The sequence below is a fragment of the Cobetia sp. MB87 genome, from assembly GCF_011319755.1.
In the GTDB taxonomy this organism is placed as follows: Bacteria; Pseudomonadota; Gammaproteobacteria; order Pseudomonadales; family Halomonadaceae; genus Cobetia.
Map to the genome: position 1 here is coordinate 240,554 of NZ_VFBC01000002.1, position 23,198 is coordinate 263,751.

At 62.0% G+C, this 23,198-nt stretch carries 19 protein-coding genes and 1 pseudogene; 11 read left to right on the forward strand and 9 right to left on the reverse strand.

All coding sequences use genetic code 11. From position 1 onward, the window contains the following. The first annotated feature begins 32 nt into the window (after positions 1-32). Complete coding sequence (locus tag CDPAHKCJ_RS01245; protein WP_166018137.1) at positions 33-1,244, forward strand: dicarboxylate/amino acid:cation symporter; 1,212 nt, start codon at positions 33-35, stop codon at positions 1,242-1,244. 265 nt (positions 1,245-1,509) lie between these two features. Beyond that, positions 1,510-2,568 (forward strand): hypothetical protein, encoded by a 1,059-nt coding sequence (locus CDPAHKCJ_RS01250; RefSeq protein ID WP_166018139.1) that lies wholly within the window; start codon positions 1,510-1,512, stop codon positions 2,566-2,568. An 85-nt stretch (positions 2,569-2,653) separates the two neighbouring features. Here the strand turns inward: CDPAHKCJ_RS01250 and CDPAHKCJ_RS01255 are convergent, their stop codons facing one another. The 4 genes from CDPAHKCJ_RS01255 to CDPAHKCJ_RS01270 all read right to left on the reverse strand — a co-directional run bounded on the left by CDPAHKCJ_RS01255 (position 2,654) and on the right by CDPAHKCJ_RS01270 (position 7,382). Next, on the reverse strand, positions 2,654-3,187 hold the full coding sequence (locus tag CDPAHKCJ_RS01255; protein WP_054556587.1) for a hypothetical protein: 534 nt from the start codon (positions 3,185-3,187) through the stop codon (positions 2,654-2,656). Positions 3,188-3,534: 347 nt separating this feature from the next. Further along, the gene (locus CDPAHKCJ_RS01260) at positions 3,535-5,064 is read right to left on the reverse strand and encodes a cytochrome c (RefSeq protein WP_205700751.1); all 1,530 of its coding nucleotides are present in this window, start codon (positions 5,062-5,064) and stop codon (positions 3,535-3,537) included. Between the two features lie 2 nt (positions 5,065-5,066). Further along, positions 5,067-6,680 carry a GMC family oxidoreductase gene (locus tag CDPAHKCJ_RS01265; RefSeq protein WP_166018141.1) on the reverse strand — a complete coding sequence of 538 codons (1,614 nt, stop codon included), beginning with the start codon at positions 6,678-6,680 and terminating at the stop codon, positions 5,067-5,069. A 153-nt stretch (positions 6,681-6,833) separates the two neighbouring features. Beyond that, entirely contained in the window at positions 6,834-7,382 is a 549-nt protein-coding gene (locus CDPAHKCJ_RS01270; RefSeq protein WP_166018142.1) for a sugar dehydrogenase complex small subunit, read from the reverse strand. Between the two features lie 569 nt (positions 7,383-7,951). Here CDPAHKCJ_RS01270 and CDPAHKCJ_RS01275 point away from each other — a divergent pair. From CDPAHKCJ_RS01275 to CDPAHKCJ_RS01290, 4 genes are all read left to right on the forward strand, one after another. Next, on the forward strand, positions 7,952-8,416 hold the full coding sequence (locus CDPAHKCJ_RS01275; protein WP_240916595.1) for a carboxypeptidase regulatory-like domain-containing protein: 465 nt from the start codon (positions 7,952-7,954) through the stop codon (positions 8,414-8,416). A gap of 64 nt (positions 8,417-8,480) precedes the next feature. After that, positions 8,481-9,215 (forward strand): AraC family transcriptional regulator, encoded by a 735-nt coding sequence (locus CDPAHKCJ_RS01280; RefSeq protein ID WP_166018146.1) that lies wholly within the window; start codon positions 8,481-8,483, stop codon positions 9,213-9,215. A 190-nt stretch (positions 9,216-9,405) separates the two neighbouring features. Continuing rightward, entirely contained in the window at positions 9,406-10,533 is a 1,128-nt protein-coding gene (locus tag CDPAHKCJ_RS01285; protein ID WP_166018148.1) for a DMT family transporter, read from the forward strand. A 172-nt stretch (positions 10,534-10,705) separates the two neighbouring features. Further along, on the forward strand, positions 10,706-11,701 hold the full coding sequence (locus CDPAHKCJ_RS01290) for an EamA family transporter (RefSeq protein WP_166018150.1): 996 nt from the start codon (positions 10,706-10,708) through the stop codon (positions 11,699-11,701). A gap of 126 nt (positions 11,702-11,827) precedes the next feature. Here the strand turns inward: CDPAHKCJ_RS01290 and CDPAHKCJ_RS01295 are convergent, their stop codons facing one another. From CDPAHKCJ_RS01295 to CDPAHKCJ_RS01310, 4 genes are all read right to left on the reverse strand, one after another. Further along, a complete protein-coding gene (locus tag CDPAHKCJ_RS01295; protein ID WP_166018152.1) occupies positions 11,828-12,157 on the reverse strand; it encodes a HigA family addiction module antitoxin in 330 nt (109 codons plus the stop codon). Between the two features lie 14 nt (positions 12,158-12,171). Continuing rightward, on the reverse strand, positions 12,172-12,465 hold the full coding sequence (locus CDPAHKCJ_RS01300; protein ID WP_166018154.1) for a type II toxin-antitoxin system RelE/ParE family toxin: 294 nt from the start codon (positions 12,463-12,465) through the stop codon (positions 12,172-12,174). Between the two features lie 169 nt (positions 12,466-12,634). Next, positions 12,635-13,936: a cytosine permease gene (gene codB, locus CDPAHKCJ_RS01305; RefSeq protein WP_166018156.1), complete on the reverse strand. Its 1,302-nt coding sequence runs from the start codon at positions 13,934-13,936 to the stop codon at positions 12,635-12,637. 537 nt (positions 13,937-14,473) lie between these two features. Next, entirely contained in the window at positions 14,474-16,924 is a 2,451-nt protein-coding gene (locus tag CDPAHKCJ_RS01310; protein WP_166018158.1) for an FdhF/YdeP family oxidoreductase, read from the reverse strand. A gap of 337 nt (positions 16,925-17,261) precedes the next feature. Here CDPAHKCJ_RS01310 and CDPAHKCJ_RS01315 point away from each other — a divergent pair, with 337 nt between their 5' ends. After that, positions 17,262-17,702: a hemerythrin domain-containing protein gene (locus tag CDPAHKCJ_RS01315; protein ID WP_166018160.1), complete on the forward strand. Its 441-nt coding sequence runs from the start codon at positions 17,262-17,264 to the stop codon at positions 17,700-17,702. 274 nt (positions 17,703-17,976) lie between these two features. Here CDPAHKCJ_RS01315 and CDPAHKCJ_RS01320 read toward each other — a convergent pair. After that, positions 17,977-18,657 (reverse strand): annotated as a pseudogene (locus CDPAHKCJ_RS01320) (hypothetical protein); the annotation flags it as partial. Between the two features lie 456 nt (positions 18,658-19,113). On the opposite strand from CDPAHKCJ_RS01320, the gene CDPAHKCJ_RS01325 reads away from it, so the two are divergent. From CDPAHKCJ_RS01325 to CDPAHKCJ_RS01340, 4 genes are all read left to right on the forward strand, one after another. Further along, positions 19,114-19,467, forward strand: coding sequence for a hypothetical protein (locus tag CDPAHKCJ_RS01325; protein WP_166018162.1), 354 nt, complete (start codon positions 19,114-19,116; stop codon positions 19,465-19,467). 197 nt (positions 19,468-19,664) lie between these two features. Continuing rightward, positions 19,665-20,519 carry an SDR family oxidoreductase gene (locus CDPAHKCJ_RS01330; protein ID WP_166018164.1) on the forward strand — a complete coding sequence of 285 codons (855 nt, stop codon included), beginning with the start codon at positions 19,665-19,667 and terminating at the stop codon, positions 20,517-20,519. A gap of 333 nt (positions 20,520-20,852) precedes the next feature. Further along, a complete protein-coding gene (locus CDPAHKCJ_RS01335) occupies positions 20,853-21,875 on the forward strand; it encodes a patatin-like phospholipase family protein (protein WP_166018166.1) in 1,023 nt (340 codons plus the stop codon). Positions 21,876-21,985: 110 nt separating this feature from the next. After that, entirely contained in the window at positions 21,986-23,170 is a 1,185-nt protein-coding gene (locus CDPAHKCJ_RS01340; RefSeq protein WP_205700752.1) for a hypothetical protein, read from the forward strand. The last annotated feature ends 28 nt before the right edge of the window (positions 23,171-23,198 follow it).

The window sequence follows — 23,198 nt, forward strand, 5'->3', positions numbered from 1 at the left end:
GGGGCAAGAACCCGTCAAACCTCGAGATCCACATGAAGCTCATCGTCAAACTTATCCTCGGCATCATTGCCGGCCTGCTGATCGGCCTGATGGCCCCGGATGCCCTCGTACGTGCCGCGCTGACCGCCAAGGTCATCATCGGCCAGCTGATCAACTTCACCATCCCGTTGATCATCCTGTTCTACGTCATGAGCGGCATCGCGTCGCTGCCGAAGAATTCCGGCGCCATGCTGGGTCGCACCGTCGGCATGGCCTACGGGTCGACGATTCTGGCCGGCATCTTCGCCTTTCTGGTGGCCAGCAACCTGCTGCCCGGCATGCTGTCCGGCATGGCGCCGGTCGCTGAAGGCCGCGATGCCCTGACTCCCTTTCTCGATCTCGAAATCCCCGCTGCACTGCCGGTGATGACAGCCCTGGTGCTGGCCTTCATGTTCGGCGTGGTCATCAGCCGCCGCGAACTGCCGACCCTGAAAAGTGCCGTCTTCGAATCGCGTGAAGTGGTCGAGGTGTTCCTCAATCGCGTCATCATCCCGCTGCTGCCACTGTTCATCGCCGGCACCTTTGCCGAGATGGCCTACGAGGGCAAGGCGCTGTCGACACTGGATACCTTCTGGAAGGTGCTGGTGCTGGCCATCGTGATGCACTGGATCTGGCTGAGCACGGCCTACCTCATCACTGGCCTGATCCAGCGTCGTTCGCCGCTGGGCCTGTTGCGCAACATGCTGCCGGCCTACCTGACGGCACTGGGCACCATGTCGTCGGCGGCGACCATTCCGGTCAGCCTGCGTCAGACCAAGGCCAACGGCGTCAGCGATGAAGTGGCCAACTTCAGCGTGCCGCTGTGCGCCACCATCCACCTTTCCGGTTCCACCATCACCATCGTCACCTGCGCCACTGCCGTGATGATGATGAGCCACAACCTGGCACTCGCAAGCCTCGGCGAAGTGATTCCGTTCTTGATCATGCTGGGCCTGACCATGATCGCCGCACCCGGGGCACCGGGTGGCGCGGTGATGGCGGCGCTTGGCGTGCTGGGCAGCATGCTTGGCTTCGGCGAGGCGGAACTTGGCCTGATGATCGCTCTGTATCTAGCCCAGGACAGCTTCGGCACCGCCACCAACGTCACCGGCGATGGCGTGATCGCGCTGTGGGTCGATCACTTCGCACGCCGCGATGGTGTAGTGGCCACGCCGGAGCCGGATGCCGCGACCGGTGAAGCCCCGGTGGCACGCTCACAGCCGTGAGCTGGGCCGTTCGCGCTGTCAGTCAGACACCTCTTGATTGATACGAGACGTGCTGGCAATCACCAAAAGCCCCGCCTCCTCTCGGAGGCGGGGCTTTTTCATGTCCGCAATCGCGCTGCATGATGGCGGGCATGGCGGCGAGGTGAGACATGACGCCGCGCCGTGCCTGACACCCACAGGCCAAACGGCTACCATTGGCGCCCACGCGCGAGCGCTGTCATTGCTGCCGTACGCCATCACCCTGTTACCGTTGCCGGAGTGCCAGATGTCCCTGCTTTCCCCTGCACTGTCCTGTCTTACAATATCGCTACCGATATCTCGCCCGCGTCTGGCGCGCATGTTCGCCACCCTGTCGCTCACCACTGCCAGCCTGACCCTCGCCCAGCACGCCAGCGCGCTGGAGATCGGCATGCCTGCCGATGGCGGTGTCAGCATCAGCCCCGCCGTGATGCTCGAAGCCGAGGGCACCCTCGATGACCAACTGAGCAGCCCGCTGATGCTCAAGCAGTTCTCGAGCCACGAGGCCGTGGAGCAAGGGCTGAGCGACGGTAGCCTCGACGCCGCCTACCTGACACCGCAGATGCTCAAGGCACTGGCCGAAGGCGGCATGTCACTGCGAGTGCTGGATGGCGCGGATCTCGACGATGTCAGCCTGGTCGCGCGTGACGAGCTGATCCGCTACACCGAACTGTTCGTGCCGCAGGAGCTGCTGATCCGCTTCCTCAACGACACCACGCGTGCAGTGCGAGTGGTGATGAGCGATGACGATGCACGCTCGCATCTGGCCTTGAGGCAGTGGGTCGAGGTCAAGGTCGGCTCCAGCATGCAGCTGGTCAGCCCGCGCTCGCTGGAAGAGCTCGAAGGCGATGAATATGTCGGGGATGCGCCCCAGGCGCTGATCAATAGCCGCAAGATGCACGCTGCCTTCCTCAACGGCGATGACGCGACGCGTCTGGTGGCCTTGCATCCGCTGTCCAAGGACTGGCTGCCACGCGCCGACATGCTCGACCTGCCGCGCATGCTGCTGGTGAGTCGCGCCGATATCGAGGATGCGAGCCTTGAGGCCGAGCTCGAGTCGCTGGCCGTTGAGCACGCCCGCATGCAGCAGACCCTGCACGGTGAGGAGCCGATGAAGCTCGCCTTCACGCTCAAGCAGGCCTGGCCGGCGGATGCCGGTGAGGCGCCGAGCCTGCCCAGGGTGGTGCATGCGCTGAATGGGCGCTCGATCCCGAGCGCCGATATGCGCACCGCCCTCAAGGACTGGCTGGGTGAGCAGCAGGCCGCGGTCAGCTGGCCTGATCTTCAGAAGCAGACCCGGCAGTAGCCCCACCAGTCACACCTGCCACAGGGCAAATCACAGACACAAAAAAACCCGCCGATTGGCGGGTTTTTTCGATCAACGGCAACGATCAGGCGTCGAGGGCTTCAGCGATCTGGGACTGAGCCTTCGGGCCGATGCCCTTGACTTCAGAGATCACGCCATCAGCGTGAGCCTTGCGAACCTTGGCGACGTCGTCATAGCCAGCGTCAGTCAGGGCACGGATAGCGGCAGCGTTGAGGCCGAGGTCTTCCAGAGAGGCCGCGTCGGCTTCTTCGGTCGCTTCCTCGACGGCTGCGCCCATCGGCATCATGCGAGACTGGGCGATGGCCTGTTCGCGTGCCAGACGTGCCTTGTACTGCACCAGCTTCTGGTTGAACTCGTGTTCGACCTGCTTGCGGTGCTTGTCAGAAGCTGCGGCTTTCTCGCTCAGGCGTTCGTTGCGAGCACGCAGGTCTTCGACTTCCTTCTTTGCCTTGTCACGGGCATTACGGAGCTTGTCGGCTTCCTTGCTGGCTTCACGCAGCTGACGCTCCAGCTCCTTGATGCGGGCGTTCTGGTCCTGCTTGGTGTCCTGCTCCTGAAACAGGGATGCAAGCTGGTCGTCAAGATTAGCGTCGGTCATACTGCTATGTTGCCTCGAATAATTGATAAAGAGCTAAAGTCTGGGCGCACATTCTACCGCAGTTCTTCAGTTTGTGCTGCATTTGAGCGCAACCCGAGCGGGATGAATGTGAATCGGGGTCCTGCATGGGGCAATATTACCCCAACTGTGTGACATCGCCAGTCACGGATGATCCAGTCTCGGATGAAACTGTGCGCTGGATGAGACGGCACTGAACGCACACGGCAACCACACTCTCGGCGCCATGGCGCAGATCACGGAAAAGACAGCCCGTTTTCATGGACTGTCTTTTCCGCGGTTACAAAGCACTTGTTCAGGCCTGTCAGCAGAGACATCAGTGCCTGGACTCAGTGCTTCCGCCAGTCCTCGAGCTTGTCGCTCAGCTGCTGACGACGCGTGTCGGGCGATGCCAGCGCTTCGGACTGATGACCTTCCCCGAAGCGATTCTCGAGATAGTCCATCAGGTTGATCAGCTCATCGTCGGTCAGGCTGTCATCGAAAGCCGGCATGAAGACACTGTGGCCATTGTTCTCACGCTGCACGCCATTGAGGATCGCCTGAGCCAGATTGTCCGGGTAGACACTGCCGGTCACGCTGTTGTGGAACAGGGACGGGTAGTAGCCATCCTGAGTGCCGGCGCCATCCGCGCCGTGGCACATGGCGCAGTGGCCCAGATACAGACGCACACCCGGCGTGGCGTCGGTCAGCTGACCGATCAGGTCTTCATCATCGGGGCGCTTGTCCAGCGGCTGACCGCGCAGCAACAGCACGTCATCGGCCGGTGCACCCTGATTGAAGCGTGTGGCGACCTGCGGCTCGCTTTCGGCCTCACGATCGCCATCATTGACTGCCTCGCCCTGCTCGCCCTTGCCATCCACCGCCGGTATCGACTTCAGATAGACCGCGATGGCGCGCAGGTCATCTTCACTCATGTGACGCATGGAGTGCTCGACCACATCCGCCATCGGGCCGCCAGCCTGCGCCTTGCCCTTGAGGTTGCCGGTCGCCAGATAGGTCTGGATATCCTGCTCGCTCCAGCTGCCCAATCCGTCCTTGTGATCAGGTGTCAGATTGAAGGCGCGCCAGCCTTCGATCATCGCCCCACCCAGATAGCCTTCTTCCTCACCGGTCAGTGCCTTCTCCTGGAAGGCGACGCCGCGCTCGGTATGACAGCTGCCACAGTGGCCCGGCCCCTGGACGAGATAGGCGCCACGGTTCCAGTCGGCGCTCTTCTCGGGGTCATCCTGCCACGGCTCCAGCGGCGAGAAGATCTCTTCCCACAGCGCCATCGGCCAACGCATGTTGAGCGGGAACGGAATCTCGCTTTCGCGGTTGGGCGTGCTGCTCGGCATCACGTCATGCATGTTCCAGGCGTAGAGCGCCTTGATGTCCTCATCCGTCAGACGGGCATAGGACGGAAACGGCATCGCCGGATAGAGGTTGTGGCCATCAGCAGCTTCGCCCTCGCGCAGCACACGGGTGTACTCCTCGAGGGTGTAATTGCCGATGCCGTGCTCGGTATCCGGGGTGATGTTGGTGGCGTAGATCTCGCCCACCGGGGTCTCGAAGCCGAGGCCACCGGCATATTCATCGCCGTCCTCGGTGCTGTGACAGGCCGCGCAATCACTGGCGCGCGCCATGTACAGCCCCTTCTCGATTAGCGCGGGGTCATGGGTGGCGGCCTTGTCGGCTTCCACCTGCCTGGCGTGCTCGTCCTCGCCGCTGCCACAGGCACTGAGCAACAAGGCGCTGGTACCCGCAATGGCGGCCAGACGGACGGCACGAGTCAGGCGTGCGGGGCGAAGGATCGGGCGGGCACCACGACCTTTCTCATCAATGGCATCACGGGTGCCAGCAGTACGGACGTGCGGAACCATGCTTATATTTCCTGTTCGAGCAGATCGGCAATACGCAGAGACAACGCCGCGATGGTCAGGGTGCAATTGACCGACCCGACGGTGGGCATGCTGCCGGAGCTGGCGACAAACAGATTGTCATGGCCATGCACTCGGCAATCGCGATTCACCACGGAGTCTTTGGGGTTGTCTCCCATCAGGGTCGTACCGCAGATATGCTGGTTGTTGGAGTACTCATCACGAAACGCGATGTCGGTGCCTCCCATCAACTGAGCGATACGCGCATATTGTTCACGGGTATGCGCGGCGCTGCGTTTGACGTAATCATCGATAGCATAACGGAATTCCGGGCGCGGCAGGCCGAGGGCGTCACGTTTTTTTGACGGCGTGATGCGATTGGCAGCTTCCGGCAACAGCTCGTGGAAGCTGTCGAACTGCACATAACGGCTGGCGCGGTTATCGATCTGTGCCTGCAGTTCCGCGCCGAGCCTGAGCGGTGTTTCCGACAGCACCTCCGTGGTCATCTGCTGCGTGCGGGCAATATTGGACAGATGCAGCTTCTTGGACGCGAAGTCCTTGCGGAAGTCGCCGTCGCGCCAGGTGATGATCGAGGTCATCTCCTGAGGGCCTCGCCCGGCCCACAGCGGCTCATCGGCCAGGAAGCTTACCCCGGTGCCGGGATGGTCCATAAGATGCCGGCCAACCATGTCGTTCTGGTTACCCACCCCATCGGGGGTATGGGCATTGACCGACATCTGCATCAGCTTGGGCGTCTCGATACCATTGGCCGCCAGCACCACCCGCGACGCACTCAGGCGATGCTGCTTGCCGTCGGGGTCCAGATAGCGCACTTCACGAATCTTGCCGCTGGCATCGCTTTCCAGGTGATGCACGATGGCATTGTCGATCAGCCGGGCACCGGCGCGCTCCGCCTTCTCGACATGGATGATGCCGGAATACATCGCCCCGATCGGGCAGATGGGCATGCAGTTGTTGTTGCCGCAGCAGGTCGGCCGGTCATCGTAGGGGCGGCTGTTGCGCGCCACCGGCTCGGTGACCATGTCGAAGCCGTGGGGATTGATGCGCTCGCTGACCCGCCGCTCGTTCCACGACAGCGGCAGCGGCGCCATCGGATACTCGGCGCTGCGCGGGCTGCCGAGATCGACATCATTCGGCCCCCAGACACCCAGCGCCACCTCGGCCCGGAAGTAATAGTCTTCCAGATCGTCATAGCCGATCGGCCAGTCGCGCCCGACGCCATACTCGCTCTTGAGACGGAAATCGCTGGGCAGGAAGCGCCAGGCCGAGGCCGCCCAATGCCAGGTGGTACCGCCGACGGCACGAATGTACTGGGCGTCGTAAGGCTGCTCGCCCTTCTGCACCAGATAGTCGGCATTCTCGCCGTAGAGCATCGGATGGGGCGCTGCCTTGCTGGCAGGATAGGGCCCCATGAAGTCCATCTTGTTGGCCTGGTTGCGGAAGCGCTCGACAATCTGCCAGCGCTGCATGCGCGGGCCTGCTTCCAGCATGATGACCGACTTGCCGGCCTCGGCCAGGCGATGTGCGATCAGGGCACCGGCGACACCAGACCCGACCACGATCACGTCGGCATCATACGAACGGGATTCCTCGGCCATGCAGGATTCTCCTCGGGAAAAGGTAACAGCAACGGGGCGGTCAGGACGCCCCTGAAAGGTCTGGCAGGCAAGCGATGTCAGAAGCCGAGGTCCAGGTACGGGCCCAAGGCCCGGCCATCCACCACGCGCAAGCCCGGGGAAAAGCGTGGCCGCTCAGGCCTTGGGTGCCTCTGCCCAGAACCCCGGACGATTGGGGCAATAGGTACGCACCACCTGCACATCGCGCGGTCCCGCATACATGCCAGCGCGTTCGAAGGCGATGACCTCGGCGGCGGGGTCACTGATCGACTTGCCAACCGTGCCCAGCATCCAGGCCTGCAACAGACGTCGCACCAGCGCCATCTCGCCGTCGCTCAGGTCTTCCTTTTTCAGGTACTCTCGCGACTCGCCCAGGGCCAGCAGGCGGGTCTTGAGGGCCGGCAAGCTGCCGACGCCAGGCACTCCCTCGGCCGGAATTTTCGCCAGCGCCTCGAAGTAGCGCTGACCCAGCCGCTCATCCAGCGTCTTGTCGCTGAGCAGCCAGCGCGACAGGGCCATGAACGTCGCGAAGGCACTGTCATCCTGCGTCTGTTGCTCGTCAGCCACCGTCTCGGCCAGGGCCTGAAGCGACAGGCCGCCGAACATGGCAATGCCTGCCCCACCGAGCCCCAGCTTCAATAGCCGGCGACGTGAAGAATCAGTAGCGCTCTGGGATGTCGACATGCGGCCCTCCCGGACAATGAATGGTTCACCCGACGCCAGCGCAGCGCGCGCAAGGCGGTAATGCCACCTGAGCTGCATTCGAACAGCCCTCAGGCAAGTCTAGTGAGGTTGTGAACAGCTCTTGAGCAGCCCTTGCACAGGGTTTGATGAGCCGCATGGTAACAAGCGCCATCACGTTATAGACAAACGTATAATGAACAAGGAGTTCCTTTTTAAGCAACTCCAGAGGCATGCTTTGCGCAACCCAGTCAGTCCACAGGCAAACGCGTCCTGTTGGCCTACTGACAAGAGTCGGTGGAAACCGCGAAAGTTACCAGCGGATGCCGATGGCTGACGTAAAAGTCACACGCGCCTGCCCAGTGCTCGCTGGCAGTTCCCTGACTGTGCTCGGCGCAGTAGGATGTGGGGCAAGGCAGCCGGTGTCGCCAGTCCGACTCGCTCACTAGCCGACGCCTGCGCCGCCCATCACTCGACTTCAGGGAAGACTCGCCATGCTTCGTCACTTGCGCACTCCGCTCGCTCTGCTCATGTGTACCGCCGTTCTTGCCGGGTGTGAAAGCGCCTCGCGCATGGCTGACAGCATTTCACTGCCGGACTTCGGCTCCTCCTCCCGGACCGAACAGGGTGAGCAGCGCGTCCAGCGTAGCGTCGCCTTCCCGGAGGCGGAGTACGCCAAGCTCGACAAGACCGGCACCTCGGTGATCAAGGGCCGCATGTCCTACGACTGGCAGGGCCAGACGATCTACGCCAACCGGGCAGGCATCTCGATCGCGCCGGTCACCACCTACTCCGCAGAAGCGGCGGAACTGGCGCTGGCAGGCAAGACGGCGTCTCGCGCCGATCCGCGTGCCCAGGCCTACACCCACATCGTGCGCACTGACAGCAATGGCTACTTCACTGCCACTGGCCTGCCCTCCGGCACCTTCTACGTCGCCGGTGTCATCCAGTTGCCGGACGGCACACGCAGCCCGCTGATTCTCAGTCAGGTGCAGGTGGGCAGTGGCCAGACCCGCGACATCGAGCTGAGCCGCTGACGGCCTGCGTGTTCCTCTTGCTCTGCTTGCTGCCCTTGCACCGCCGGATGAAGGCCACCGCACCATGACGACGCTTTCGCTGCGCGCCTATACCCCGCAGGCCACGGTTCACGACCACGACCACCACCAGCTGGTGCTGCCGATCCGCGGCCATCTCGATATCCAGGTCGGCAGCCATCACGGCACCGTGGTCACCGGCGAGTGCGTCATCATTCGCCCAGGAGAGTCACACCTGTTTCATGCCAAGGACGCCGCGCGTTTCATCGTGGCAGATCTGGACTACCTGCCCGACAATCTCGCGGCGTCGCAACGGGTAGTGTTCTCGATCAGCACCCTGCTGATGAACTACCTGCTGTTTCTCGAAGCCCAGCTGCAGGGCGAGGTCGACAAGCACATCGATCAGCTGTCCATCGCACTGTTTCTCGGCCTGCTGGAGAAGCAGACCTGTGATCAACGTGTCGATCGTCGTCTGCTCAGAGTGCTCGACATCATGAATGCGCAGCTTGAGCAGCCCCACGACGTGGCATCACTGGCCAGACTCGCCCATCTGAGCCCGACCCAGTTTCACAAGGTGTTCCGCGACAATCTGGGCGTCAGCGTCAAACAGTACCTGACCGCGAGACGCATGGAGCGCGCGCGGGCGCAGTTGATCCATACCGATCTCAGCGTCCAGCAGGTCGCCGAGGCCGTCGGCTATCAGAACCTTTCCGCCTTCTCGCGGCGCTTTTCCTGCTACTTCGGCCAGTCCCCGCGCGAGATGACGCGCCAGTATTCGAGTCTCACTCCCGCGAATGACTGAATGAGCGACTGACTCGATCATCTGGACAACCGATTGAGTCCCCGAACCCGACAGACAATCACCGCACTCTGGCGGTCCATGACGTTTTGCTTCTCCTGGCAGAACAGAGCGTAGTTTCAGCACAATATATTCTCGCGATGAGGCGTAATCTCGTGCACACCGAGACACACTTCATTGCGAGCCATCCACCATGCAGCACTCCTTCTCCCGGACGCCCTTCCGCCCAGCGCTGGAACGCCAGATCGGCAACCTTTCCGTCCTCACGGCCGCCCTGCTATGGGGCACGACCGGCACCGCCGCCCACTTCAATCAGGATGTCAGCCCGTTGGCCACCGGCGCCTTCGCCATGGGCTTTGGCGGCATTCTGCAGGCCGTGCTGTCGCGACGAATTCTTCATGAGGAACTGGCCGCCCTGCTGGTCCACAAGCAACTCGTGCTGTGGGCAGCGCTGTTCATCATCATCTACCCGCTGGCGTTCTATTCGGCCATGGAATACACCGGCGTCGCGATGGGCACCGTGATCACCATCGCCACGGCGCCGTTGGCGGCGGCGGTGCTGGAATATGTGCTGGATCGCAAGCGCGTCAGTGCGCACTGGTACGCGGCGCTGATACTGGGCATGGCCGGCGTGGGGCTGATGGCGATGGGCGAGACACGTCTGGCAGATACGGCGGCGCACGCCACTGCCAGCGGCGTTGCCAGCGAGAGCCGCAAGCTCATCGGTATCGGGCTGGGCGTGCTGGCCGGCGCGAGCTACGCCACCTATTCGCTGCTTGCCAGACGCATGATGCTGCTGGGCGTCCATCGCCGTGCGGCCATGGGGGCGATGTTCGGCTGTGCCGGCGTCGTGTTGTTGATCGGCCTGGCCATCAGCTGCCTGTTCCTCGATCCGCGCCTGTTCGCCACGCCGATGAATTCGGCGGTCGCCATCTACATGGCGCTGATCCCGATGCTGCTGGCCAGCCTCATCTTCGGACGCGGGCTCGCCAGCGTGCCCATCAGCCGGGTGACGGTTCTGACAATGTTCGAGCCACTGGTGGCGGGCCTGCTGGCCGTAATCGTCGTCGGCGAGCAGTTCACGCTGATGGGGGCCATCGGCATGGTGCTGATCATGACCTGCCTGATGCTGCAACTGCGTCCGCAGGCAACGCAGGCGTCGATGGCCAGCCCGCAGGCAGACCTCGCGGCCTGGACGACGCCCGACACCGCCTCCGACGCTCTGGTTGAGACACAAGGCGACACGGCCTGTTGGGGTGAGCGTGAATTGTGGAGCGATAACGACCAAGGATCGCCGCCATGGCAGCGTCACGACGCCTGACCGCAATGAGAGTATTGAGAGAATTGATGGCAAGCCACGTTGGACGCACTGAGCGGCAGCCAGCTGGCGTGACGACTCACCTGGCCGAAAGTGGTTTCAGCACACTTTCTCCAGGACTCTTGCCGCGACTGAAAATGGCCACGGGATTGGCAAGACACGCAAGGACATCACCATGACAACCACTCGCGCCGATATCGCGGCCTCTTCAAGGTCGGCCGACATGGGCAGCCTGGCCGTTCTGTTTGCCGCGCTGCTGTGGGGCACCACCGGGACGGCGGCCCACTTCAATCAGGATGTCAGTCCGCTGGCGACCGGCGCCTTCGCCATGGGCGTCGGCGGCCTGCTTCAGGCAGTGATCGCACGGCCCAATATCATGGGCTGCCTGGGCCTTTTGATGGCGCAGAAGGGCCGGGTATTGCTTGGCGCCGTCTGTGTCGTCATCTACCCGCTGGCCTTCTACTCCTCGATGCATCTGGCCGGCGTCGCCATCGGCACGGTCATCACCATCGCCACGGCGCCACTGGCCGCGGCGATTCTGGAGCGCCTGTTCGGCCACCACCGACTCACGCTGAGCTGGTACATCAGCCTCGCGCTGGGCACTGCCGGTGTGGTGATGATGGCGATGGGCGAAACGGCCACTCATGGCGGAGACATTGCCACGGTCAGCGCCGCTGGAGACCCGATAGCTACAACAGTTACTGGGAGCGTGCCTGACGCTGACTGGCAACGTCTGGGCGGTATCGTACTGGGCATCATCGCCGGAACCACTTACGCCGCCTATTCGCTGATCGCCCGGCGCATGATGGACCACGGCACCCACGCCCGCGCTGCCATGGGCAGCCTGTTCGGCGTCGCCGGTTTCGCGCTGATCGCAGGCCTTGGTCTCAGCATGCTGGTGGCAGATCCGCGTTTGTTTGCCACCCCCGGCAATTCAGCGGTCGCGCTCTATATGGCGCTGGTGCCGATGTTCCTCGGCTATATCGCCTTCGGCTTCGGCCTGAAGACTGTCGCCGCCAGCAAGGCCACCCTGCTCACGCTGTTCGAGCCGCTGGTCGCCGCCCTGCTCGCCGTCACCATCGTCGGGGAACATATCGCACCGCTCGGCTGGCTCGGCATGGTGCTGATCGCTGTCTGCCTGGTGATTCAGGTGAAGCCGAAAACGACCTGAAGAATGACTGAAGCCTGCATGACAGAAAGCCCCAGCCTGATCCTCAGGCTGGGGCTTTCTGTGTTACTGGACATCAACTCTCGGCCTCACACCATTCCGATCTCTCGCCGTGAAGCGCGCGTGACGTCAATGCGAGGCAAGCTCGGCGGCATCGACCTGTGGTGTTATGCGACGCACGCCCTTGGCATCCTGCGCGTAGGCACGATGACGCACATCCCAGAGCTCCACGGCATGCTGGATGTTGAGCCAGAACTCCGGCGTATTGCCTAACGCAGCCGCCAGCTTGATGGCCATCGGGGCCGTCAAGGTGCCCTTGTCATGCACGATACGACTCAGGGTATTTCTGTGCACTCCCATCGCCTCGGCCAGGGTGCGGATGTCGATGTCCATCGGCTCCAGAAACTCTGCCGCCAACATCTCGCCTACCGTCAGTGGGCGCCGCTGGGTATTTCTCATCACTGCTACCTCCTCTAGCCCTTGTAAGCATGCGGGTCTAGATATGTTTGATGGGCAATCCCTGCCTCCCATCGAAAGATGAGCCGATACTGCCTGTTGACGCGAATGGAGCAATAACCTGCGAGATTGCCCTGTAGATGCTCGAAACGATTGCCTGGCGGAATCCTCAAATCAGACTCCTGGCTTGCGGCATCGAGAATCTGCAACTTGCGATAGAGCGAACTTGAGAGCGCCGCAGGTATCCTGCGGTGGCCAACATCTTGCTCGTAGAAGCTCTCGAGCCACTCGTCCCTGAATTCCAGCGCCATGGCAGCACCTTTTTCCCTCATTCTATGCACAACCATGTTGTGCATCAAGTGACTCTCCCCTGAGGTGGCTCTCCCCTGACGCTTCTTCACACATGAAAAACGCCCAACGAGTCCAGGACTCGTTGGGCGCTTCGTATGCCTCTGGCCTTCACACCAGACGCTCAGCGACTCACGCTGCTGTCTTGTTGGCCAGCTCGACCTTGGCAAGCTTGATCAGCCCGCCGTAGACGACGAAGGCCACCACGACACCCACGACGGGCGGCATGAAGGGGGAGCTCCAGGCACACAGGCAGGCGATGGCGTAGGCGGCGAGGCCCGGCCAGTGGTAATCCACCTTGGGCATCTCGGCGAGGCGCGGATACAGCCCTTTGTGGCCGAGCCAGAAGTTGGCCATGATCACGCCGCCGATCGGCGGAATGAAGGTACCGAGCAGAATCAGGAACGGGATCAGCCACTCATACATGCCGAGTACCGCCAGCACCGTGCCGATGGCCGCGCCGCCCAGAGTGACACGCTGACGATGCGGCGTGCGCAGCAGATTGCAGCCGGCGATCGCGAAGTTGTAGATGGTGTTGTCCTGGGTGGTCCAGATATTCAGAAACAGCATCAGCACGGCGAGGCTGACCAGCCCCTGGGCAATCATCACATCGACGATATCGGCCTGCTGATAGATCATCGCGCCGAGCGCACCGGTGAGAACCATCAGGCCATTGCCGACAAAGAAGGCCGCCAGCGTGGCGATCACGGCGATCTTCGGCGAGCGCGCGAAGCGACTCCAGTTGGTCGCCTGGGTGCCGCCACTGATGAAGGTACCGATCACCGCCGTGATGGCGGCGGTCCAGCTCATGGAATCCGTCGGCGTCAGTGCCGCAAGTCCTGCCATGCCGCCAACATCGACCATGCCGGTGTAGAGGCTGAACAGGATGAAAAGCAGCATGGCCGGCACGGCGACCCGTGACAGCATGTCCAGGCCACGATAGCCGATCATCGCCGTCAGACAGAAGGCGAATCCGAAGATGACCATCAGCGGCGTGGTCAGCCATTCCGGCAAGCCTAGCGTCTTGACCAGCACGATGGCGATGGTCGCGGTGCCCCAGGCGTACCAGCCGATCTGGGTGAAGCCGAGCACGAAATCCGACAGACGGCTGCCCTTCTCGCCAAAGCACAGGCGGCCCATCAACACCGAGTTGAGGCCGCTCTTGCAGGCGATGTAGGCCAGCGCCGCCGCATAGCTCCCCAGCAGCAGATTGCCGATCACGATGATCCACATCAGCTCATTGAGTTCGAAGGCCGCGCCCAGTGACCCACCGGCCCACATGGTGGCGGTGAAGAAGGTGAAGCCGAGCAGCACCATCGAGGTAGAGAGCAGCCCACGTCGTGCCGAAGCGGGGACTTCGCTCAAGGGATAGTCATTGCCCACAGCCGAGGCCAGCGGTGCAGTCTGCGAAGTTGATGAGCGGTCATCTGCCATGCGGGATATGTCCTTGGACTCGTACAAGGTGTCGAGTCTCTTCGTGTTGGGCCGAACTGGCCGGGAATGACGTCGCCATGCCTTGCCGTCCTGCCGCGACTGACACCTTCCTGACGCCCTGGCTGACAGAGCTGGCAGCGAGCGGAAATGTCATCGGGAAGCGACTGGCGGGGCGTGGCGGACGCTACCCTACCACTACGCAAGAAACGCGCCAGCCCTCGAAATGGCTGATGACAATCACTACCGCTTGGCAACACTGCAAGCTGTCTGAAGCGACAGGATCCCTCGCGCCATGGGCATTGATGAGGTGATGCTCGGTGACAGAAATGCCTACCTGAAATTGCACGACGTTGGTGAGCGATAGCCCGAGAAAGCCTGCCCTGCGACGCGAGAATACAAAAACGCCACGCGCTGCACCTCAGGAGTGCAACGCGTGGCGCTGGGACTATTCCTCACCCTGACGACATAACCTGACCGCATGAGCAGGATGGAGTTTTTTCACTTTTTCCTTGATCACGGGCCCAGCTGGCGACTCCTTCAACTGCTCGCCAATACACCCTCCGTGGCATTGACCTCCTCGCTGTCCATCAGACGCAATCTGACGGGCACGGATTTCGAGGCCGGCGTATTGCTGCGTGCATCACGGTGATCCAGCGGAATCAGGTCGTTGGTTTCCGGATAATAGGCTGCCAGACAACCGCTCGGGATATCGTAGGCCTTGAGCTTGAAACCGGCCATGCTGCGCTCGACACCATCCTCACTCACGGTTTCCATACGCACGCGCTGGCCCTCGGACAGGCCGAGCGTTGCCAGATCCTCAGGGCTGATCATCACCACCATCCGCGTGCCATAGACATCACGATAACGATCGTCATTGGAATAGACGGTGGTATTGAACTGATCATGGCCCCGCATGGTGCTGAGCAGGAAGGTACTGTCCATGTCCAGCGTCTCGTGGGTGACCTTGTCGAGACCCTGCTCATCGGTGCCAAGTCCCTCGGGGAACAGGAAGTTGGCGCGCCCGGAGTCGGTGTGCCAGATGCGCTCACGCGGGGCGATGCGGATGTGGAAGCCACCCTGCGCCAGACGGGCATTGTAGTCCGGGAAGATCTGCGGGAAGACCTGTTCGATACGGTCGCGAATGCGCGCGTAATCCGCCTGCAACCAGTCCCAATCAAGCGTGGGATGTGCCGGCAGTGTGGCCTTGGCCAGCTGACAGGTGATGGCGATCTCGGAGTGAAGGCTGGGATCCGCCGGCGCCATCACGCCGCGCGAGGGCGAGACATTGCACATGCCGTCCTCGACACTGGTGGTCTGCTCCGCGCCCTTGCCATCGGCGCCGGCCTGCAAGTCGCGCTCGCTATGACCCAACGTCGGCAATACCCAGCCGTGCTTGCCGGGATGCAGATGGCTGCGATTGAGCTTGGTGGCGACGTGCACCGTCATGTCCAGCTCGTGCACCTTTTCCACGATGCGCTTCTGGTCCGGAATCGCGCGGAAGAAGTTGCCGCCCATGCCGATGAAGGCCCGTGTCTCACCGCGCAGAATCGCTTCACAGCATTCGGCGACATCATGGCCGTTTTCCCGCGGGCACTGGATGTTGAAGACACGATCGAAGGCATCCAGCATAGCGCCGTTGGGCAGGTTCTCGATACCGACGGTACGATCGCCCTGCACATTGGAGTGACCGCGCACTGGGCATGGCCCGGCGCCGGGCTTGCCGATATTGCCGCGCAACAGCAACAGATTGACGATCTGCTGGATGGTATCACCGCCGCGGGCGTGCTGGGTGATGCCCATGCCCCAGCAACAGATCACGCGCTCGGCTTCCAGATAGGTCTGTGCCGCCTGCTCCAGTGATTCGCGCGACAGGCCGGACATCTCGACCAGATCCTGCCAGTCGAGCTTGCGGCAGTGATCAGCGAAGGCCTCGAAGCCGTGGGTATGCTGGGCGATGAAGTCATGATCCAGCAGCCCCACCGCATGCGGATTGCGCTCACGCAGCGCATCGTCGGCCTCGATCACGTACTTGCACATCGCCTGCACGGCAGCGAGATCCCCGCCGATGCGCAGCTGATGGTACTGGGTGCTGATCTCGACGCCCTTGCCGCTCAGCATGTCCCTGGGCGATTGCGGGTCGGCAAAGCTCACCAGCGCCCGCTCGCGCAGTGGATTGAAGCTCACCACCTCGGCGCCGCGCCCACGTGCCTCGTGGAGGTCGCCCAGCATGCGGGGACTGTTGGTGCCGCTGTTCTGACCGAAGATGAAGATGGCATCGGCCTGCTTGAAGTCCTCGAGATTCACCGTCGCCTTGCCGATGCCGATGGAATCCGGCAAGGCCCGGGAGGTGGTCTCGTGACACATGTTCGAGCAGTCGGGGAAGTTGTTGGTACCGTACATGCGCCCGAACAGCGAGAACAGGAAGGCCGCCTCGTTGGAGGTACGCCCCGAGGTGTAGAACTCGACCTGGTTCGGGTCGTCATAACTCTTGAGACGCTCACCGATCTCGGCGTAGGCCGCCTCCCAGCTGGTGACCTCATAGCGATCCTCAGCCGCGTTGTAACGCAGCGGGTGCGTGAGGCGCCCTTCCTTCTCCAGATGATGATCCGTCCACTCGCGAAGCTGGCTCACGGTGTTCTGAGCGAAGAGTTCATCGCTGACGCGCTCACGCGTCGCCTCCCATGCCAGTGCCTTGGCACCGTTCTCACAGAAATTGGCCCCCTTGGGCTTGTCGCCATTCGGCCAGGCACAGCTCGGACAGATGAAGCCATCCGGCTTGTTCATCTTCATCAGGCTGAGGTGGCCCTTGACGGGCAGATGCTCCTGCCAGATGAAGGTCTCCACTGCCTTGAGCGATGGCCAGCCGCCGCCCGGTGGACGATCCAGCTGGCTGCCGGAAAGCTCGGCAGACAACTCAGGGGCGTGGGAGCCTTTGCGACTGAAGGTATCCGGGGTGTCGGAGCGGGAGGTGGTCGCATCGTGTGACATGTCAGGATTCCTGGGCAGCGCCTGCTGACATATGAGGCGGCAGCAGACAATAAATGAGCGATACCTCATCTCTTGCTCTCGCGCGGGGGATTTTCAAGGGCAGTCGGCGTTGCGCCCTTGAAGTTCTTTCGATCCGCCACCAGAGTTGTACATACCTGACACAATGAGCTCGAGAAAATGCGCTGACACGGCGAGCCCCTGACAGACGTGAGCCCTCTTCTGAAAAGCTGGCACTCCAAAAGCTTGAAGGTAGAAGCTGAGAGTCCGGCAAGAAGAGAGACAGGCCACGCGTCTCGCCCAGCCACTCGACAAGCTGACGCTGATGAGGAGCCCGAACATGACCATCTTTGAAGCCCTGCGTGAGACCCACGACGAACAACGCCGCCTGCTGGACATGCTGCTCAAGACCGAAGGTGACAGCGAACCGCGCGATGACCTGTTCAAGCGCCTCAAGGAATCGCTCACCAACCATGCGGGAGCTGAGGAGCGTGCGCTCTATATCCCGATGATGGAACACGACATGACGCAGGAAAAGGCGCGTCACAGCGTGGCCGAGCACCATGAAATCGATGAGCTGGTCGAGAAACTCGAGACCACGGACTACAGCTCACCCGGCTGGCTGGCCGCCGCCAAGCAGCTCGAGCATCTCGTGACTCACCATCTGGACGAGGAAGAGCAGGAAGTCTTCCAGCTGGCCGGTCGCGTCTTCAACGACGCCACCAAGCAGCAACTCGCCGATGAGTACCTGAAGGACATGAAGGCGCGCGAAGCGGCCTGATACGTCACCTGATGTCGAGCACCTGACGCCTGGCGCTCGACATTGGCCAAGCAGGAAATGAAACGGGCTGGCCACATGATGTGGCCAGCCCGTTGTCGTTGATGGTGGTCGAGAAGTTGAGCAAAAGAGGCTGACGCCCAGCCGCACGACATTACCGGCGGCGGCGGCCTTTCGCCCCGGCACCCTTGAATGTGCCACCGGTTCGCTTGCCCTTCTTCTCTCCCTTGCCCGCCCCTGACCCGGTCTTTGAGGGCGCGGAACATCCGATATAGCGGGCGATCCAGATCGTATGCTTGGCTCCGGACGTACCATGGGCATACACCTGACGCGCCTCGGCCTTGAAACCGGCCCGCGATAGACGCTGCGAGAAGCGCGCATCGGCCGTGGCCGACCACACTGCCAGAATGCCGGCAGGTCGCAGCGCCTTGGCGCATACCGCCAACCCTTCCGCGCTGTAGAGCCAATCATTGTCGTCAGCGGTCAGCCCCTCCGGGCCATTGTCCACATCCAGCATGATGGCATCGAAGCCTGCAGGCGCTTCGCGCAGCACCTCGGCCACATCGCGATTCTCGACGGTCGTGCGCGGATTGCGGATCGGATACCCCGCCTTGGCCCCCAACGGGCCGTCATTCCAGGTGATCACGCCCGGCACAAGCTCGGCGACCACCACCTCGGCATCTGCCTTGAAGTGCGCAAGCGCCGAGGCCAGCGTGAAGCCCATGCCCAGACCACCGATCAGAACACGCTGCGGCGCCGAGGCCGTACCACGACTCTTGAGCAGGCCAGCAGGAATCTCAGCCAAGGCGTCTTCCGATCCATGCATGCGGGTATTCATCAGCTGCCCGCCCTTGCCGCTCTCGATCTTGATGACGAAGTCCTCGCCATACTCGAACAGACACAACGAATCCGTCGTGCCGGGGATCGGCGCGGTATCGAGCAGCACAAAGCGTTTCATGGCACATCCATTGAAGGAAAAATAATCATCTGTCAGGTGGCTTCGTGGCCATCCTGACTATATTCAACATGACGGACATCTGTTCGACATGGGGGAGCGTTAGTCTAACAGTCAGAACACCAGGCAGGTATCCGCCTGCGCGAAGGCATGAAGTTTCGCGAATTGACGATAAAAATGAGAGCATGCGCGCATCAAGGCTGGAAGATATTCGCGAATTCTCTAATACTAGCTTTTGAAGAACGCAACACCGTCACAGTGCGAACGATCCCAGTACGACAGATCTCAGTACGAACACTCTCAGTAGAACTGTCACGTTGACCGATGACCGATGCGCCAAAACAAGCGCAAGGGCACGCAGGCAGATGGCCCCCCACCGCCGTCGAGGCAAAGTGACACCGACACCTAGAGAATCACTCAAGATTCCGACTCATCGGAACCCGAAAAGAGGATATTTCGATGCCGCATACCCATCCGGAGCGACTCGCGACGATCAGTGCCAGCCAGGTCGAGGAACACTTTCGCGATCTCCATCCCATCGTGGCGTTGGTCTCAGCCACTCGGTTGCTGCAATTCCTCGAACGGGAAGGTCTGACACTGCATGCACACCGAGGCCTGTGCGCCAGCATCATTCGCAAGGCACTGCCCAGCCTCGAAACCGGCCCCGGGCATGACCCTTCCAATCTGCCGAGTCTGCATGGCATAGAACAGACCCAGGAAAGCGAGCCGCGTATTCCGCTTGCGCAGACCATGGCAGCGGGTGCCAGTACGCCAGCTACCATGCATGACAAGCATGAGGACATCGCCTCCTGACAACCGCCAGGTCTGCTGATGACGCTTCACTCCGACGCCCAGTTCCGTTCATGCGGAACTGGGCGTTTTAATATTGCTAAACAAGAAAATCATCATGAAGGGTTTAATCCGTCGCGATCGTCCACAGATCTGTGGGTAGACGTTCAGCGTCTGAACGCGCATAGCGCATTCACGATCAACGAACCGGAGGTGACGGCATGACTCAGCAACAGCCCCCACAGCATCAGAACCATCAACCGGGCGATGAACATCGCATGGACCCCAAGCCCGAATACATCCGCGAGAGCTATCGCGGCAGTGGCAAGCTCACGGGCAAGGTGGCAGTCATCACCGGAGGCGACAGCGGTATCGGCCGCGCCGCCGCCGTCCACTTCGCGCGTGAAGGGGCCGACTGCATGATCACCCACGTGGGCAGCGAGGAAAAGGACGCCGAGGAAACCATCCGGCTGATCGAGGCCGAAGGTCAGAAGGCCAGCCGCATCGCCGGTGACATCGGTGACCCGGCCTTCTGCCGCAAGGTGATAGAAGGCACGCTGGAGGAATTCGGCAAGCTCAACATCCTGGTCAACAACGCCGCCGAGCAGTACGACTGGAATGACGTGACCGAGATAGATGACGAGCAGCTCGAACGCACCTTCAAGACCAATCTCTTCAGTCACTTCTATCTGATCAAGGCCGCCGTCCCGCATCTTTCCAAGGGCGACTCAATTATCGCCACCTCGTCCGTCAACGCCTTCAAGGGCAATGACAGCCTGATCGATTACAGCGCCACAAAGGGCGCCATCCAGGGGCTGGTGCGCTCGCTGTCCGGCACGCTGATGGACCGTGGCATCCGCGTCAATGCCGTAGCCCCCGGCCCGGTCTGGACACCGTTGATCCCCGCCAGCTTCGATGACGACAAGGTCGCCGAATTCGGCAAGCAGGTGCCGATGGAGCGCCCTGGGCAACCCAGCGAGATGGGCCCGGCCTACGTCTATCTTGCCAGCGACGATTCAAGCTACATGTCGGGACAGACGATCCACCTCAATGGTGGCGTCGTGCTCAATACCTGATCACGATGCGTCCCTGAACGCTTCACTGCGCCAGCGGCTGGTGATCACTGTCCGGCCAGCGATGAGACGATCACCACGCAGCAACACCAAAGGCCACCCGATCCGGGTGGCCTTTTTCACATTCCCATAGCGGTCCGCTCAAGGAATGCGTGCCGCGTCTCAGCGCTTGTGCCGCGTTCGAATCACCTCTTCTCCCTGCGAGTATCAGGCCCTCCTGTCGGTCCGTATCAGGCATTTCAGACGGCTGAACAGTGTTGAGCTCTCTATTCTGGTAGCAGCCCTGGGAATGCCATGGGCAGGAAAGGAACGTCACTCGCGCTGCAGGAGGCCTGCATGTCCAAGTTGATTCTCGCGCTGGATGGTGGCGGCATACGTGGCGCAGCCACCGCCCGGTTTCTGATGCATGTCGATGCGACACTCAAGCGCGACCACCAGACCACACTGCGCGACTGCGTCGATTTCTACGCAGGCACCTCTACCGGCAGCCTGATCGCGCTGGCGCTGGCTACCACCGACATGAGCCTCGAGGACATCAACGGGCTCTACAGCGCAACCAATGCCAGGAAGATCTTCGTCGACAACCGCGGCTGGTTCGAACTCGATGGCATCAATGCGCCCAGGTACGAGGCCCGGGGCAAGAGCGCGATGCTCAAGAAGCATCTCGGCCAGGCCAAGCTCCGGGATGTCCCTGACGGCAAGCAGGTCCTCGTCGTCACCTACGGGATCGAGAGACGCCGCCCGCATGTGCTGAAGTCCAGCAAGCGCGAGCATCACAAGTTGCTGGCCTGGCAGGTGGCGGATGCCTCGAGCGCCGCGCCCACCTACTTCCCGACCCGCGACATGAAACTCGGGACGGACAATGAGCAGACCTGGCTGATCGATGGCGGCGTGATCGCCAACAACCCGACCATGTGCGCCATCGCCGAGGCCTGTCGACTGTGGCCGCATGACACCCGGCGCGTGCTGTCGATCGGTACCGGGACGCGCACGCGCAAGATCAACGGCCCGGATTCCCAGCATTGGGGCGCGGTGCAGTGGATGCTGGAAGGCAGTCTGATCGACGTGCTCTCCGACGAGAAGGTGGTCGGCTATCAGGCCATCACCATCTCTCCGCCGGGCAGCTACATCCGCGTCAACGCCGAGATGCGCCCGCAACCGGGATTGCCCAAGGCGCCTGACGATGCGATGGACGACATCAGCGTCACCAATATCCAGCGCCTCAAGGGCATGGGCGACTTCTGGTTCGCGCAGTACGGCGCGGCCGCGGTGGCGCTGATCATGGACCACTATCGTGGCCCGTCGCTGGACCGCATCGACCCCACCACCGGCAAACCCGAGGCCTATGAGCCTCACTGAGCACGCCTGGCGCGACGCGAACTCGGAGACGCCTGTCAGCGATTTTGCTACTCTGCGCTGCCATGCTCATGCCGACCCGAGTGTCCCCGATGCCCCAAGGTAGTTCGCCAGTGTCTCGCCGCCCCGTCATCCGCCTTCTGGCAGCGCTCAGTCTGTCCTTGGCGCTCGCGCCCACCCTGACGCCAGGCATCGCCCTGGCGGCCGACGACATGCACTTCGACCAGCCGGAAGCCTTCGCCACCTTGAAGAAGGCGGTCGGCTATTTCGATGAGATGGACACCTTGCCGGAAGAGGCCTGGATCAGCCGCGATCAGGCCTCCGCGCGCAGCGATATGGACGAGATGATCGAGGAGGCCATGCAGGCCCTCGACGTGCCACAACTCTCGACCCTGCGCAGCACCTATCGACAGGTAGAGGACAAGATTCGTGATTCGCGCAGTGAGATTTCCGAGCTGAAGGAGAAGCGTATCCTGGCGCCCGACACCGAGGTCTCTACGCTGACGCGCTTCACGCCTACCGATACCCTGCGCGAATTCACCGCCAGCACACGCGGCGATTATGACCTGCTGATCGCCGCGCATGAGAAGAACATCACCGCCTATCAAGACGAGCTGACCACGCTGGAAGGCAAGCTGGCCGCGCGGCTCGAGGAGATCGGCATCACCCTGACGCCGGACCAGGTCCAGGTGTGGCTGTCCTCGGTGGTCGGCGACGACGTGTTGACCATGAGTGTCGTGTTCGCCAGCATCAAGTCGGTGGCCCAGCAGCTCGCGGAGCTGACCCGCGACAGTGGCGAGAATCTGGAGTACGCGCGTCGCTACTACGGCATGGTCGTCATGCTCCACCGCATGATCGTCACCATGCAGCAGGACTTCATCGCCCGCGTGGATGACGAGGTATTGCCGCAACTGCAAGGGTTCGCCGACGAAGCCGAAGCCACCACGCGCGAAGCCCGCACGCTGATCAAGCAAGGCGGCTCACGTGAAAGTCTGGAGAACAACATCCGCGCCAATGCGCTGACACTCAAGACGATCAATCTGTATCGCTCGCTGGTGAGCGAGCAACGCGACCGCGTCAAGACATCGCTCACCAAGAGCCAGCGCGAGCTTGCAGTGGCGACCAATACCTATCGCACCGTCAAGCTCAGCGCGCATGTCGCCGACCTGATCCGCCAGGGCGTCAAGACCTTCGACACCCTCGCCGGCCTGCAGGTACCGGTCGCCACCAGCTTCGAGAACAGCGCCATGCGTGAGGAATTCCGCAAGCTGACCGAGCGCATGCAGCAGGCAAAGTAGCACTCGCGTTCAATGTCGATACCACGCC